The 15,639-nt window shown below is 63.6% G+C and carries 12 protein-coding genes; 5 read left to right on the top strand and 7 right to left on the bottom strand.

Annotated elements, in window-relative coordinates; all coding sequences use genetic code 11:
- The first annotated feature begins 194 nt into the window (after positions 1-194).
- Positions 195-1,061: a LysR substrate-binding domain-containing protein gene (locus MPJ51_RS17300; RefSeq protein WP_298389236.1), complete on the top strand. Its 867-nt coding sequence runs from the start codon at positions 195-197 to the stop codon at positions 1,059-1,061.
- Here the strand turns inward: MPJ51_RS17300 and MPJ51_RS17295 are convergent.
- From MPJ51_RS17295 to leuB, 6 genes are read right to left on the bottom strand one after another with little or no spacing between them, the layout of a single operon-like run.
- Positions 1,058-2,596: a trimethylamine methyltransferase family protein gene (locus MPJ51_RS17295; protein ID WP_298389234.1), complete on the bottom strand. Its 1,539-nt coding sequence runs from the start codon at positions 2,594-2,596 to the stop codon at positions 1,058-1,060. The two genes, MPJ51_RS17300 and MPJ51_RS17295, sit on opposite strands and share 4 nt — an antisense overlap.
- Positions 2,593-3,927, bottom strand: a complete 1,335-nt coding sequence (locus MPJ51_RS17290; protein ID WP_298389232.1) for an MmgE/PrpD family protein — start codon at positions 3,925-3,927, stop codon at positions 2,593-2,595. Before MPJ51_RS17290 ends, MPJ51_RS17295 begins: the two co-directional genes overlap by 4 nt.
- Positions 3,924-4,760, bottom strand: coding sequence for a 3-methyl-2-oxobutanoate hydroxymethyltransferase (locus MPJ51_RS17285; RefSeq protein ID WP_298389230.1), 837 nt, complete (start codon positions 4,758-4,760; stop codon positions 3,924-3,926). The genes MPJ51_RS17290 and MPJ51_RS17285 overlap by 4 nt, the downstream gene beginning before the upstream one ends.
- Before the next feature lie 18 nt (positions 4,761-4,778).
- Positions 4,779-6,260 (bottom strand): aldehyde dehydrogenase, encoded by a 1,482-nt coding sequence (locus MPJ51_RS17280; protein ID WP_298389228.1) that lies wholly within the window; start codon positions 6,258-6,260, stop codon positions 4,779-4,781.
- Positions 6,260-7,918, bottom strand: coding sequence for a GMC family oxidoreductase N-terminal domain-containing protein (locus MPJ51_RS17275; RefSeq protein ID WP_298389226.1), 1,659 nt, complete (start codon positions 7,916-7,918; stop codon positions 6,260-6,262). Before MPJ51_RS17275 ends, MPJ51_RS17280 begins: the two co-directional genes overlap by 1 nt.
- Positions 7,915-9,000 carry a 3-isopropylmalate dehydrogenase gene (leuB, locus tag MPJ51_RS17270; RefSeq protein WP_298389224.1) on the bottom strand — a complete coding sequence of 362 codons (1,086 nt, stop codon included), beginning with the start codon at positions 8,998-9,000 and terminating at the stop codon, positions 7,915-7,917. The genes MPJ51_RS17275 and leuB overlap by 4 nt, the downstream gene beginning before the upstream one ends.
- Before the next feature lie 99 nt (positions 9,001-9,099).
- On the opposite strand from leuB, the gene MPJ51_RS17265 reads away from it, so the two are divergent.
- Positions 9,100-9,981, top strand: a complete 882-nt coding sequence (locus tag MPJ51_RS17265) for a LysR substrate-binding domain-containing protein (protein ID WP_298389222.1) — start codon at positions 9,100-9,102, stop codon at positions 9,979-9,981.
- Between the two features lie 142 nt (positions 9,982-10,123).
- A complete protein-coding gene (locus MPJ51_RS17260; RefSeq protein ID WP_298389220.1) occupies positions 10,124-12,598 on the top strand; it encodes a CoA transferase in 2,475 nt (824 codons plus the stop codon).
- 22 nt (positions 12,599-12,620) lie between these two features.
- Here MPJ51_RS17260 and MPJ51_RS17255 read toward each other — a convergent pair whose 3' ends face one another.
- Positions 12,621-13,511, bottom strand: a complete 891-nt coding sequence (locus tag MPJ51_RS17255; protein ID WP_298389218.1) for a LysR substrate-binding domain-containing protein — start codon at positions 13,509-13,511, stop codon at positions 12,621-12,623.
- 108 nt (positions 13,512-13,619) lie between these two features.
- On the opposite strand from MPJ51_RS17255, the gene MPJ51_RS17250 reads away from it, so the two are divergent.
- The gene (locus MPJ51_RS17250) at positions 13,620-15,164 is read left to right on the top strand and encodes a trimethylamine methyltransferase family protein (protein ID WP_298389216.1); all 1,545 of its coding nucleotides are present in this window, start codon (positions 13,620-13,622) and stop codon (positions 15,162-15,164) included.
- Positions 15,161-15,639, top strand: a 479-nt coding sequence (locus tag MPJ51_RS17245; RefSeq protein ID WP_298389247.1) for an aminotransferase class III-fold pyridoxal phosphate-dependent enzyme, incomplete at its 3' end; no start/stop codon positions are given. The genes MPJ51_RS17250 and MPJ51_RS17245, both read left to right, overlap by 4 nt.

Below are 15,639 nucleotides of genomic sequence, written 5' to 3'. Positions count from 1 at the left end.
GTGGTCAGCGGGCCCGGCGTCAGCAGATAGGGTTCGCCCAGCCGGGGCGCTTCGATCGGGCTTGAGGGGGCGTTCATCTGCACTCTCCCAAATGAAATCCAAGGACATCATTGCAGGGCGCTGCACCATATGTAAAATTGCAAAAAACGATCTATCTATAAGTTTTTCTTTTGGATTGGGAGCAAAGGAAGAGAATGCGCCACAGTCAGCTTCGCGCCTTTCACCACGTCGCGCTATTGGGCGGGTTTTCCAAGGCCGCCAAGGCGTTGCACCTGACCCAGCCTGCGGTTTCGGAACAGGTGCGCAAACTGGAACAAGATCACGATTTGCTGCTGTTTCACCGCGAGAAAAAGCAGGTCATCCTGACCCCGCAGGGCGAGGACCTGCTGCGCCTGACCAAAAGCTACTTCGAGACGGAGGCGCAGATCGGCGATTACCTCTCAGAGTCCGGGGCGGCGGTTGAAGGCGAGCTGCGGATCATCGCGGATTCGGCCATGCATATAACGGCCTTTCTGCGACCATTTCGTGAGAAATATCCCAACATCACCATCCTGCTGCGCGCCGGGAATACCGAGGAAATCCTTGAGGAACTGCGCGCCTATAATGCGGAAATCGGCGTGGCCAGCAGCCTGACGCCGGGCCGCGACATGACCGTTCTGAACCTGGGCACAGCCGAGATCATCGCCTTTGCCGCGCGCGGGTTTCTGCCCGGGACCCAGACAAATCTGACGTTCGAAGACCTGAAATGCTTCCCGCTGGTGTTCCGAGAGACCGGTTCGAAAACCCGTCAGAACATCGTGGCCGAGGCGCAGCGGCAGGGCATCACCCTGAAACCAGCCATTGTGGCCGAGGGGCGCGAGGCGGTGCGCGAACTCGTGGCCTCGGGCGCGGGGGTCGGGTTTGTCTCTGAGGCGGAATTCGTTCCCGACCCCCGTCTGGTCAAACTGCGGCTTGTGGGCAGCGGCCTGACGATGAGTGAAAGTATCGTATCGCTGACCCAACGCCGGGATGTACGGGTCATCCGCGCGTTTATGGATTTCGCAGCGGGCAGAGTGGCCTAGGCACCTGATTTCAGGACCCGTATCGGAAAATGCCGCCGGATGTCCCGGTCGATCTCGTCCGGGATATGTGTCGGGTCCGGTTGGGCCAGCAGATCGCGGGTCCGGCGGCGGGCGTTTTCCAGCAGGTCCTTATCCGGCGCGGCGGCCCATTCCTGCGGTGTGCGGCGGTCGGCGAGGGTGGGGTAGAAATAGTCGCTCTCCATCCGGTTCATGGTTTGGTCGTGACCCAGAAAATGCCCCGGCCCGCCGATGCAGACGTCGCGAATGGTGTCCAATGACAGCGTCTCGGCGGTCACCTCGAACCCACGGGTTGCACGCATGACGGACCCGATCAGATCGTTATCCAGCACAAAGCTTTCCAGCGAACAGCCCAGCAGCGAGCCGTACATGCCAGCCGCCTCATAGACCAGATTGGCCCCGGCGAGGGCGGCCAGAAGCTCGGTATAGCCTTTCTCATACCCGGCCTGAAAATCCGGCATCTTGCTGTCGGTCATACCCGCGCTGACGGCGCAGGGGATGTTGTAGAACCGGGCCATCTGCGCGCAGGCGGCCATCAGCAGACCCTGCTCGGCGGACCCGCCCGACATGGCGCCAGTGCGCAGATCGCTAACGAAGGGCAGCGCGCCAAAAGTGGCCGGGTGACCGGGGTTCAGCAGGTTGACATAGACGATGCCCGCCAGCACCTCGGCGGTTTGCTGGGCAACGGCGCCTGCCAGCGGGGCGGGGCTGGTGGCGCCTGCCTGCCCGGCCGAGACCAGTTTCAGCGGAATTCCATGCCGCGCGGCGCATTCGATCACACCCAGGGCCTCTTCGGCGAAGGTCAGCGGCGGGACGATGAAACAGGTCGAAACACAGACCGGAGGGCGAGCGCGCAGCGCGTCCGGTCCGCCGGTGATCAGGTGTAGCATCCGAACCGCCTCTTCCATCACCTCGGGCGCGCCGAATGAGGTGCCGGTGGGCTTGGCGGTTCCCTTGAGACAGGCATAGAGGGTGTTCAGGTCCATCTCGCGCGGGTCAGAGATATCGCGCGCGACGACGGTGCGCTGGAACATGTGGAGATTGGGCAGTTGATCGGCAATCCGCGCCATGTCGTAGAGATCACGCAGGGTGGTGTCGCGAATCCGCCCGGTCTCGCTGTCGATGATATGCACCGCCGCGCCGGAGGTGCCGAAATGGATGCGCGCGCCGGAGGGGTCGATGTCATGTTCGGGGTTCAACCCACATAGTTTGAACCCGCGACCGGCGGAATTCAGCGCCTTGCGCACCATGGGTTCGGGCATCAGCAGGCGTCCGTCTTCGGTCAGCGATCCTCCGGCAGCGCAGATCGTGTCGATGCAGGTTTGTGTCGCGCCTTTCAGCCCGATCTCTTCGAGGATGCGCAGGGCGGTGTCGTCGATCATGGCGATCTCGGCCCGGGTCAGGGGTGCGTACTGCCCGCCTTCGATCCCGGGCCAAATGGCGGTGGTCGGACCCGAGCCCGCGCCCTCGGCCCGGGATTGCCTGCGCGCGGCGCGGCCGCCTGTGCGTTTGCTCATGGGGTCCTCCGTTGGAAGAATGCGGCGATGTCGGGGGCGTTGGGCCAGTCCAGCAGGTCCTGGAAAGAGTCCGGTGGCTGACGGGTCAGCGCGGCGAATTTGGCGGCCAGCTGCGCGGTGCTCATTGGGTTTTGCGGCGCACCCAGCGGGTAGGGGCAGGCGGTTTCCAGCACCTCCTCGCCCAAAGAAATGCGCAATACATCCGGTTGATCGGGATCATAGTTCAGATCGGTATTCCGCGCGTCCTCCGGGGTGATTGAGGTCAGCCGGATCAGGCGGTCCACCGTCGGGTTGGTCCAGAACCCTTGCGCGCTGTCGGCCAGCGTTAGGTTGCCGGTGACCAACATCTGGGCAATGCAGGCGGGGGCCGAAAACAGGGCCTCATTTCGGGTATCTGGGACATGAAACGGCAAGATTTCAGCGTGGAAATCGGGCAGGCAGGCGTGGAGTGCGGTTATGTCGTCCAGCCGATGTGCCACCTGCGAGCGCAAAGTCAGCGCGGCGGTCATCAACCGGTGGGTATAGCCGCAAGAGGGCCAGGGTTTCAGGATAAGGCCGTATTCCTGAACCGCCCATGGCGTACCCAAACGGGACAGTGCGCGGGCAAAGCGATCCGCGTCATGACACCCCATCAGGCCCGAGAACCCACGGTCGTGATCCAAAACATCGACCTGCCCGGTGACATCTTGCGCGGCCAGCAACGCGGCCTCAAGCCCATTGCGCGCGGCCCAACCGGCCTGCAAGGGCTTGGCGTTCGACCCGAATTGCAGCGTGTACCCGGTGGCCTGCGACACCGACAGGGCCAGAGCATGCGCCGTTTGCGCCCGAGACAGCTGCAGCAGCCGTGACACCGCCCCGGCCGCGCCGATCGTGCCCAGCGTTGCGGTGGAATGAAACCCGCGCGCGTAGTGATCCAGCGTCAGCGCCTCGCCCAAGCGCATGATGATCTCGGTTCCCACCGCATAGGCGGCCAGCAGATCGGCCCCGCTTGCGGGCCTGATATGCGCGGCGGCCAGAAGTGCGGGTAGCAGGACCACGGTCGGATGCGTATTCCCCGGCTCCTCCCAATCATCCAGATCCCAGGCATGGCCCGCGACTGCATTGACCAGCGCCGCGTAGGGAGCACTCAGCGTCTCGGTTCGCCCGTACAATGCCACCGGACCAGCGCCAAAAGGTTGCAGGGCCGTAACCACCTGACGGGCAACCTCACTGTCTGCACCCGCAAGGATACAGCCAAAGCAATCCGCTACGGCGGGCGCGATTACCTCGGCCAGATCCGTGCCCGGCTGGGCCAAGGCCGCGAAACCGGCCAGCCGGGCAATTGCGGTCACGAGGCTTTGTCCAACGCTTCCAGGAACTTGTCTTTCTCATCCGCATGCATGCGGATGTTGTTCTGTGGATAGGGAAAGCTGCCATCCCGCACGGCGCTGCCAAAGGCGCCCATGGCGGCGGTGCGTTCGGCCCTGACCTGATCATGCAGCCGTTGCAGATTGCCGAAGGCATGGGCGTGTTTGGGGGGCTTATCCTCTTCACTGGCCTCACCGCAGATATCGCTGACAAAGCTGAAGATCGCATCCCCTGCATTGCCCGACCCCAACGAGAAGGTGACGATCGAGGTTTTGTCATTCACCGCCTCCAGCACCTCTTCGGCGATGCATTCGGCCTCGACCGCGAAGACGCCCACGTCCTCCATGCGTTTGAGGGTGCGGTAGATCTCCATCGCCTCATCTGCCGTGCGGCCCCAGCCGCGCAAACCGCCGCAATAGTGGCTGAAGGTGGGGATCAGACCGATATGAGACTGCACCGGGATGCCTTCCTTGGCCAGTGCCTCCATCACGTCGAACGAGCGCAGGGTGTAGTACATATCCGCCCCCTTGCGCATCATGTCGAAGGCGTGATCCATGATTTCCTGAGTCGAGCCAAACTGCGCCCAGGTGCTGCCGACCCCGGCAAAGATATGCGGCGCAACCTGCCGCGTATGTTCAATATGTTCGTCCCAGACGACCAGCAGATCGATGTCCGCATCCAGACAGGCCTGCAGTTCATCTGGGGTCGAGGGGTTGGACATCGACAATTTCCGGCCCGACCCTTTCAGGGCCTGCAGGTCGGCAATCGTGTAATTGCGGGCCGCCGGACGTCGTGCGAAATCATAGATACGTTTCAATGCTAGCTTCCTTTTTGCCTAGGCGAAGGGATCGGGTTGATGCGGGTTGGTCGATAACCAGACGGATTTGGTTTGCATGAAACAGCGCATGCCTTCAAAGCCGTTTTCGCGACCGTAACCGGATTGTTTCATGCCACCCACCGGCGATTGCGTGGCGGCGTTGAAATAGTTGTTGATATAGACCGTCCCGGCCTCGATCCGGTCGGCCATGCGCATGGCCTTGGCCACATCGCGGCTCCAGATACCTGCTGCCAGCCCATAGACCGAGGCGTTGGCGATACGGATGACGTCCTCTTCATCTTGCCAGGCTTCGGTGCTGAGGACGGGCCCGAACACCTCGGTCTGCGCCAGATCGGCGGTGTTGGGTACGTCGGCAAAGATGGTGGGGCCGATGTAATAGCCCCGCTCGCGGCCGGCCGAGCGGCCATCCAGCAGCAGCCTGTGCCCGGCTTCCTCTGCCGCCGCGATACGGGCTAGAACGTTTTCGTAATGGGGACGGTTGGCCATCGGGCCGATCTGAGTATCCGGGTCCAGCGGATCGCCCACCCGGGCCTTGCCTGCCACCTCGACCAAACGGGCGGTGAAGTCGTCGATGATGTCGCGATGCACGAGCACCCGAGAGCCCGAGATGCAGCTTTGCCCGCCCGGCGGGAAAATCCCGGCGGCCACCCCGTTCACCGCCAGATCAAGATCGGCATCCGGCAACACGATCTGGGGCGACTTGCCGCCCAGCTCCATCACCACCGGTTTGACCTGCTGCGCCGCCGCCGCTGCTGCAGCCCGCCCGCCAGCGGTGCCGCCGGTGAAGCTGACCATGCGCACGTCGGGATGTTCGATCATCGGCTGCGCGGTGGTCGCGCCAAAACCGGTGACCACATTCAGCACACCGGGGGGCAGGTCGGCCTCCAGCAGCACCTCCATCAGTTCCAGTGTCGAGGCGCTGGACTGTTCCGAGGGCTTCATCACCACCGTATTGCCCGCCGCCAGACAGGGTGCGAGTTTCCAGAACAGCGTGCCAAGGGGCGAATTCCACGGCAGCACCTGCGCCACCACACCAAAGGGCACCCATTTGACATAGTTGTGGATATCGGGTGCCTCGGCGGGGATGATCCGCCCTTCGAACTTGTCGCACATCCCGGCGTAATAGTGGAAACTGTCGACCTGCCACTGACCGGCCCGCAGCCCGGGGGTGATCATCGACGGCAGCTTGCCATTGTCGCGGGTCTCAACTGCACCCAACCGGTCAGCATGGCGTGAGATCACGTCGCCCATGCGTCGCAGAACCCGCCCGCGTTCAGCAGGCTGCATCCGGCCCCAGGGACCATCGTGAAAGGCCGTATGGGCAGCAGCCACCGCGCGGTCGATATCCGGCTGACGGCAATCGGGGATGCGGGCCCAGACCTCACCCGTGGCCGGATTTTCGCTGTCGAAGTAACCGCCTTCGGCAGGGGCGTGCCATGCGTTATTGGCGAAATAATCGAAGGTGCGGATATCGGTCATCAAGAGGGCTCCGTTGGGTATTCCGGTGGCAGGGGCGGGCGGCCAAGGATCATGTCGGCGGCCTTTTCCGCCATCATCACCACCGTGGCATAAAGATTGCCGGTGATCTGCATGGGCATGGCCGAGGCATCGCAGACCCGCAGCCCCTGAACCCCATGTACACGCAATTCCGCATCCAGCACATCACCCATACGCGCGGTGCAGGCCGGGTGGTGGCCGGTATAAGCGGTTTCGCGAATGGCTTGGGTGATTTCGTCGTCGCTATGCGCATCTTTCCACGGGCCGATTTCGCCCGTGACCAGTTTGGCGATTGGGTCCTGCGCCATGATCTCTCGCATCGCATGAACGCCGCGTCTAAGGTGGTCGATATCCTGCGGATCGGCAAAGTAATTCGGGTCGATCAGCGGATGCGCGCGCGGGTCGGCGCTGGCCAGTCGCACCGTGCCGGTGGATCGGGGACGCTCCAGATTGATGTCAAGCTGCACGCCCGGACGCGCCATCTTGCGCCCGCGCACCAATAACTTTCGGCCAAGGCGCTGTAGCAGCGGCACCTGTTCACCGGCCCCATTGCCCAGATTTTCCTCGACCACCATCGGGGTCATGAACACCTCCAACTCGGGCAGTGCCGGGTCGTCGAGGGCGTGAAACAGGATGGTTGAGAAAAACGCTCCGCCACCGGGACCGGAGCCGTTCAGCAGCCATTTGCCCATCAGACGCGCGGCGTGGTCCAGTCTTTGATACCGCGCATGGCTCAGGTCCATCCGGTCCGAGCCATATTGCATCGGCACATCCGGGTGGTCCGACAGGTTCGCCCCGACCGAGGGCAGGTCGGCCAGCACTTGAATGCCGTGTTGCGTCAGATGATCCGCCGGGCCGATGCCGGACAGCATCAGCAGATGCGGGGTGCCGAAACTGCCCTGACAGACAATCACTTCGCGGCGCGCACGGATGGTCTGGCCGTCCAGCGTTTCCACTCCGGTGGCGCGGGTGCCATCGAGCACGATACGCGCGATCTGACAGTCGGTGCGCAGGGTCAGGTTCGGCGGTGGATTGGCCAGATAGGCGATGGCCGAGGATTGGCGCACCCCCTTGCTGACGGTGGAATCGTTGCGGGCAACACCGGTTCTCTCGGGCCCGTTGAAATCCGCGATCTCGCGATGCCCGGCGGCTTTGGCGGCGGCGATGAAGGCGCGCTCCATCTCGCCGAAATTCCGGGCGGGTTCGGTTTTCAACGGTCCATCCTGCCCGTGCCAGGCGTCGAGGCGGTCGCGGGCACCCTCGGAGCGGCGGAAATAGGGTAGGACTTCGGCATAGGACCAGCCCGGTAGCCCTGCCTGACGCCACATATCGTAATCCGCCGCCACGCCGCGCATGTAGATCATGCCGTTGACGATGGACGACCCGCCCAGCGCCTTGCCGCGCGGGTAGTAGATGCGCCGTCCGTTCAGCCCCGGCTGCGGCACCGAATGATACCCCCAGTCGAGCCTCGGGTTGCCGAAGACAAACCCGTTCCCGGCGGGCATGCGGATGAACAGATCGCGCCCCTTACCCCCGGCCTCGACCACGCAAACCGAGACGTCAGGGTCTTCGGCCAGCCGCGCCGCCAGCGCGCATCCGGCCGAGCCGCCCCCTGCGATCACGTAGTCATAGACGCTCACGCATCCAGCCTTTCTAGGATGGCATCGGTCATCTCGGCGCTGGTTGCGGTGCCGCCCAGATCGGGGGTCAGGATGCCTGTGGTCAGCACCGCCTCGATTGCCGGTTCCAGTTGGGCGGCGATTTCGGGCAGGCCGAAACTGTAGTGGAACATCATGCCGACAGACAGGATCGTGCCCACCGGGTTGGCGATCCCGCGCCCGGCGATATCGGGGGCGGACCCGGCGGTGCTTTCATACATGCCGAAGACTGGGCCTTCCGCAGGGTTTGCCGCCAAACAGGCCGAGGGCAACATGCCCAGCGAACCGGCATAGACCGCCGTCAGATCGCTGAGGATATCGCCCAACTGATTGCAGCCGATCACCACGTCGAAATCCTCGGGGCGGCGCATCAATTGATAGGCGCAATTGTCGGCGAACATGTTCTCGAACGCGACATCGGGATAGTCCTGCGCCACCTCGGTCACAACCGCGCGCCACAGCTTGTAGCTTTCCATCACGTTGGACTTGTCGCAACTGACCAGCCGCCCCCGTCGCGCGCGGGCCAGTTGGAACCCGCCATGGGCAAAGCGCGCCACCTCGGCCTCGTCATAGGCGGTCAGGTCATAGCCCTGCCGCAGCCCGTTCGCGATGCGCTGCCCCCGTTCGGAGGCAAACATCGCGCCGCCGCACATCTCGCGCAGGATCAGCACATCGGCCTTGTCGGCCAGTCCGGTGCGAAACGGGGTCTGGGCCATCAATGGCGCCCATGCGCGGGCCGGTCGCAGGCCCAGATAGGTCTGCAGATGATGGCGCAGATACATCAGCCCGTCCTGATTTTCCGCCCCACCCGGCACCCGGATATTGTCCCATTTCGGCCCGCCAACGGCCCCCACAAGCACCGCGTCTGACACGCGCGCCTGTTCCAGAACCTGCTTCGTGCAGAACGTGCCATGCGCATCCCAGGATGCCCCATGCAGCAGGTCATGATGCACCGACAGGGTGATCCCCGACCGCTCTGCCAGATGATGGGCCACGCGCAGCCCTTGCTCCAGAATCTCGGGACCTATCCCGTCGCCGCCAAGGGCCAGAACCGTTTTCTGCACCGATCATTCCCGCTTTGATGCTGTTTTCAGGATGGCCCACTTGATCCGCGCGACAAAGATGGAAATGGTGAATACAGATCATTCATCAATGGCATGACGATGGCACGCCCAATCCCCCTACATCAGATCAACGCCTTCGAGGCCGCCGCCCGGCGCCTAAGCTTTTCGCGCGCCGCCCAGGAACTGAATGTGCAACAACCCGCCATAAGCCGCCATATCTCAGCGCTTGAGGCTGAACTGGGCCTACCCCTGTTCCTGCGCAGCAAGCCGCGTCTGACCCTGACGAAAGAGGGCGAATTGCTGGCCGAAGCCGTTTCACAAGGGTTCGACGCCATTCGCAACGGGCTGGATGCCCTGCGCGCGCAACGGGACGACGGCACCATCGTCGTCAGCGCCAGCATCGGCTTTGCCAGCCTCTACCTGTTGCCCCGACTGGCCGGGTTTCAGGCACAATTCCCCGACACCAAGCTGCAGATCATCACCCGCGATCAGAATGCCGATTTCGATGCTGGCCAGTGTGACGCAATCATTCTTTTCGGTCATGCCGGATTACAGGGCGCGCAAAGCCGGAAAATCTTTGGCGAAGACATGGTTGCCGTGTGTCACCCCGATTTACTGCCCGAAGGACAAGCGTTGAACCGGCCCGCGCTGGCTGAACGCACCTTGCTGCATATGTCCGGGGCCGATCACAGTGGCGACTGGAACCGGTTCTTCGACGGGACGGGGATCGAGATCCCCAAACCCCCAGCCCACGACAGCTATCTCAGCTATATGGTCTATCTGCGTGCGATCCAGAACGGGTTGGGTTTTGGTATCGGCTGGCGTCCGCTGTTGCAGGAGTTTCTGGCGAGCGGTTCGCTTGCGCTGGCCTGTGATCATGAATGCCACACGGCGCGCGGGTATTTCTGCTCGGTCACTGCGTCAGGGGCTGTGAAACCGGGGGCGCAGCGGTTTCTGGACTGGATCGGTCAGCAGGAATAAACGGCGCTGGTGATTTCTTTGCGCCTTTCGCGCAATTGCGACATGCGCCGGTCGTTTCAGCCAACCCTTTCATCGCAATTGATTTCAATGTAGCCGCCAAACAGCACCACAGGATTCGATGATCAGGACAGGAGCACCATCGATGACCACTCGGCCCCTTGAACATATCCGCGTTCTCGATTTCAGTCAGTATCTTGCCGGGCCTCTGGTCGGCATGATGCTGGCGGATATGGGGGCCGAGGTGATCCGCATCGACCCGCCCGGCGGCCCACGCCTGAAGGAGCCCGCAACCGACATGCTGTCGCGGGGCAAAACGGCGCTGACGCTGGACCTCAAGACCGCTGAGGGGCTGGTAACCGCCCGCAAGCTGGTGGCACGCGCCGATGTGGTGATCGAAAACTTCCGCCCCGGCGTGATGGAGCGGTTGGGTCTGGGCCCTGACGCCCTGCGCCAGATCAACCCGCGCATCGTGTCGCTGTCGCTGCCCGGCTTTGCCTCCACCGATCCGGCACTGGCGGACCTGCCCGCGTGGGAGGCGGTGATTGCCGCGCGCACCGGACAGTTCACTGATATGGGGCTGAATCGGCGGCTGATGGGGATCAACCCCTCGTTCACGCCGCTGACTTTGGCCTCGGCCTATGGATCCTCTTTCGGCGCGATGGCGGTGCAATTCGCTCTGGCTGCGCGGGATCGCAATGGCGGGGATCATATCGAGGTGCCTCTGGCCTCGGCCCTGCTGGAGGGACTGATCTACAATTGCGAACAGATCGAGGATTACCCCGACCGCTACAAATCCCCGCGCGAGGTGGAGCTGGACCGCCGCGCCGCCGAGGGGCTGCCGATGAACCTCAGCTTTGCTGAGCTGGAAGAGTTCCTGGACCCGTTCTACCGCACCTATACCTGCGCCGACGGGCGTGGGTTTTATGTGGTTGCAGGCAGCGTGCGAACCCATCCGCGCCGCGTGCTGGAGACGCTGGGGCTGGGTGATCTGGCCGATGAACTGCCCGATTTCGACGCTTATCTGGACACTGCCGATTGGCCCGATCACTGGTCGATGCGCAACTATCCGGTGGGTGATCGTGACCGGGCGCGGGTGTCCACCGCGATGAAGGCCGCCTTTTTGACCAAACCGTCCCATGAGTGGGAGGCGCTGTTTGGCGCCGCCAAAGCTCCGGCCACGGCGCAGCGGTTTACCAAGGAATGGCTGGCTGATCCGCACGCGCTGGCCTCGGGGCTGGTGCTTGAGGTTGACGATCCAAGGCATGGCGCGATGCGTCAGATGGGCAATGTCGCCTGGCTGGACGATGACGCAGGCGCTTTGGTTAAACGGCCCGGGCCGGACGCCAACAGCGCCCCGCTTGCTGACATTCTGGCCGAACCACCCCGCGATGGCGCGATTGGTGGCGGAACGGAGGGCTGGCTTGACGGGTTGAAAGTTATGGACCTGACCAATGTGATCGCGGGCCCGACCATCGGTTCGACACTGGCCCGGTACGGCGCGCAGGTAACCTCGGTCCAGCCGGTCGAGCCATCGGTCGATCCGTGGAACACCGTGGTCTTTGGCCTGCATGCCCATCGCGGCAAGAAAAGCGTGTTGCTGAACCTGCGGTCCGAGGACGGGCGCGCGGCGCTGCAACGGCTGATCGCGGCCTCGGACGTCATCACCATGAACGGTACCGATGAACAACGTGATGCGTTGGGGCTGAGCGCCGACGATCTGGCCGCCATCAATCCGCGCCTCATCTTGGTGCAGCTCGATGCCTTTGGCGGCCCGGCGCGCGGTCCGAAATCGGATCATCTGGGCTATGACGATCTGGCTCAGGCCGCGACCGGGGTTATGGTGCGCTTTGGCGGCGGCATGCAGACGCCCGAGGAACACGCGCATTTCGGCACCATCGACGTGCTGACCGGCTATTGCGCCTGTGTTGCACTGGGTGCAGCGCTGCTGCGGCTGCAACGCACCGGCAAGGGCGGCATTGCCCGTGCGGCACTGACCGGGGCGGGGAACCTGATTCAGGCGCAGTTGATGTATGATTTCGACGGGCGTGCGCCCTTTGACGAACCCTCGGGGCGGCAGGTTCTGGGCTGGGGACCGTTCTATCACTGCTACCGCGCCGCCGATGGCTGGATGTTCTTCGCCGCCCCGACCGAGCGGCACGAGGCCTTGCGCCGGGTGCCCGAACTGGCCGATCTGGCGGACCTGCCCGAGGGTCAGATGGCCGAGGGCCTGTCGGACCGTTTCGCCACGCAACCCGCTGCACACTGGGCACAGGCTTTTGCAGGCAGCGCCAGCACGGTGATGCCGCTGGGCTCGCTGCACGACACCCGCGACGCGGTGTTGCAGCACGAAAGCGCGGGGCAGGTCGATCTGAACCAGGGCACATTCAGCGTCATCCGTCATGATCAGCACCCCATGGGCCGCTGGTGTGATCTGGTTGCACCCAACGCGGTGCGGCCTGCGACTGCCACGATCCATATCCCCGGTCCGATGCCAAAGTATGGTGCCGATACAAGGGCCGTACTGGCAGAGGTCGGCTTTGACGAAGATCAGATCACCGCGATGATCGACGCAGGCGCGGCAGGCGAAAGCTGGTCCGAGAAATACCTGCCGGAATAATCGGCCTCGGCGGGCAGGGGCCTCAGCCTCGCCCGCCAGTATCCCCGGCGCTTTGACCGATCAGCCATGCCATGGCGGTGCGCGTTTCGCGGCGGGTCTGGCTGGCGCTGTGTTGCTCGACGAAATAGCCGTGGGTCGGGGCGATGGCCTCGTCAAACAGGCGCACAACCCGGCCTTCGGCCAGATCCTGATCGATCAGGGGCAGCCAGCCGACGATCAGCCCCTGACCCGCAGCGGCTCCGCGCAGCAGGGCGTTGGCGTCCTCAAAGACCGGACCGCGCAGCGCGTCATCCACCCGCACCCCCATGGCCGTGAACCAGTCCAGCCATCCCCAATGGTTGCGCTGATGCAGCAGCGGCAGGTGCAGCAGGTCCTCGGGCGCGTTTATAGGTCCCAGCCGGGCAACCAGATCGTCCGAGGCGATGGCAACCGGGCTCAACTCCAACAGCTTGACCGCGCCTTCGGGCATTTCAGATAGACGCTCCCACCGGATCACGATATCGACGTTTTCACGGTCCAGCAGGCCGGGCTGATAGGTCGGCACCACTTCCAGCTCGATCTCGGGGTGGGATTGCCAGAAGTCGCTGATCCGGGGCATCAGCCAGCGGGCGGTGACAATCGGCCCCGCCGCCAAGCGCACCACTTTGCGGGAACTGCGCCGCATCGCTCGTACCGCGTCGTCCAATATACCGAAGGCTTGCGCCGTTGCCTCGGCCAGACGCCTGCCATCCTCGGTCAGGGTCACCTCGCGCCCGGTGCGTTCGAACAGCTTGAGGCCCAGTTGATCCTCTAGTCCGCGAATGTGGTGGCTGATCGCGGTCGGCGTCACCGCCAGCGCTTCGGCAGCGGCGCGAAAGCTGCCCTGCCGGGCGGCGGCATCAAAGGCGCGCAAGGCGGGGAGGGACGGTGTCATAGCTATCCTATAGATGAGATGAACTCATCATTTGCTGAGAAAACTGCCTTTGTAAATATGATTTATGTTGGTCACTCTGAAGTCATGCAAAGCTGAACTCATGAGTCGATGACCCAGACAAACCGGCGGCGCGGTCGCAAGGACCGCCTGAACCAAGCAACAGAGCCCGATACCCACCCGCCGGTCTGGCCGGGGGTTACAGGCGGTCGGCTAAAGCCACTGTCGTTGGATGAGGTGCAACTGGTCGAAGAGGCCGCCCTGTCGTTGCTGGAAACGCTGGGCCTCAGCCAGGCGATTCCGTCGATGATTGAGCGGGTCATGGCAGCCGGTGGCAGCGTGGACGGTGACGGTCGATTGCTGTTCCCGCGCGATTTGGTGCAGCAGACGCTGGCGCAGGCGCGGCGGGATTTCACGTTGTGTGGACAAGTGCCCGAGCATGATCTGCGCATCGAAGGCGCGCGGGTGCATATGTCCACCGGCGGCGCGGCGCCGGGCGTGTTCGATATCGACACCGGCGCCTATCGCCCCTCGACCCTGGCCGATCTTTATGATGCGGCCCGGCTGGTGGATGAGATGGAAAACATTCACCATTTCAGCCGCCCCGTCGTGGCCCGCGATGTTGAAGATACCGCCGCGATGGACCTCAACACCGCGTATGCCTGCCTGATGGGCACGTCGAAACATGTGTCGATCTCGATCACCGAACCCGCCAACGTCCCGGCAATCGCTGATCTCTGCTATACCATCGCCGGGGGCGAGGCCGCGTTTCGCGCGCGCCCCTTCCTGACCGTCATGGTCTGCCACGTCGTGCCCCCCATGCGCTTTGCCGAAGATGCCTGCGACGTGCTGGAGGCCGCCATCAAGGCGGGCTTCCCGGTACAACTGATCAGTGCCGGGCAGGCAGGGGCGACCAGCCCCGCGACCATCGCCGGATCACTGGTGCAGGCAGTGGCTGAAACGCTGGCGGGTCTGGTCTTCGCGCAATTGGTCGATCCGCAGGTCCGGGCGATCTTCGCCCCAAAACCTCTGGTGGCCGATCTGCGAACGGGGTCAATGTCGGGCGGCGGGGGCGAGCAGGCGATCCTGATGGCCGCCGCCGCGCAGATGGGTCGGCATTTCGGCCTGCCGACCTCGTCGATTGCCGGGATCACCGACGCCAAGACGCTGGATGCGCAATACGGGGCCGAGAAAAGTCTGGCTGTCGCCATGGCCGCCCATGCCGGTGCGAATATCGTGACACAGGCAGCGGGAATTCACGCCAGCCTGCTGGGCGTGTCGCTGGAAGGCTATGTCAGCGACAATGATCTGCTGGGCAACATCCTGCGCACGATCCGCGGGGTCGAGGCCACGCCGGACAACATTGCCGCCGAGGTGATCGCCAATGTCTGCCGGGGCCCGGGGCATTATCTGGGCGAACTCCACACCTTCGAGCGGATGAAATCGGACTACTTCTACCCGCATGTCGGCGACCGTCGCACACCGGATGAATGGCAAGAGGATGGCAGGCGGTCCGTTGCGGATGTCGCGCGCGACAGAACTCGAGAACTGCTGGCCAGCCATTTCCCGCAGCACATCCCGGACGCCACCGACCGCGCCTTGCGTGACCGTTTTGATATCCATCTCAGCCGCGCGCGGATCGGACGACAGCCATGAGCAATCAATCCCTCTCCAACCGCGCCCGCGCAGCCCTGCCCGGCGGTGTCAGCCATGAGCTGCGCTATCGCGACCCGCATCCGTTGTTTATCGACCGGGCCAAGGGGGCCGAGAAATGGGACATCGAAGGCCGCCGCTATATCGACTTCAAGATGGGCAGTGCCAGTCAGATGCTGGGCCATTGCCATCCGGTGATCGTTGAAGCGGTGCAGAAACAGGCCGAGCGGTCGATTTTCAGCGCCGATTGCCACACGGCTGAAATCGAGTGGGCGGAATGGGTGAACCGGCTATACCCGTCAGCAGACCGCACCCGCTTTACCGCATCGGGGACCGAAGCCACCATGCTGGCCCTGCGGTTGGGGCGGGCGTGGTCGGGCAAGGACCGGGTGCTGCGCGTGGACGGGCATTTCCATGGCTGGCACGATCACGCCCTGAAAGGGGCCAAACCGGGCAGCGATGTCGCGCCCTCACTGGG

This window comes from Ruegeria sp. (assembly GCF_028066395.1).
GTDB lineage: Bacteria > Pseudomonadota > Alphaproteobacteria > Rhodobacterales > Rhodobacteraceae > Ruegeria.
The sequence above is the reverse complement of the archived record's forward strand: the minus strand, read 5'-3'. Positions and strand labels throughout refer to the sequence as shown.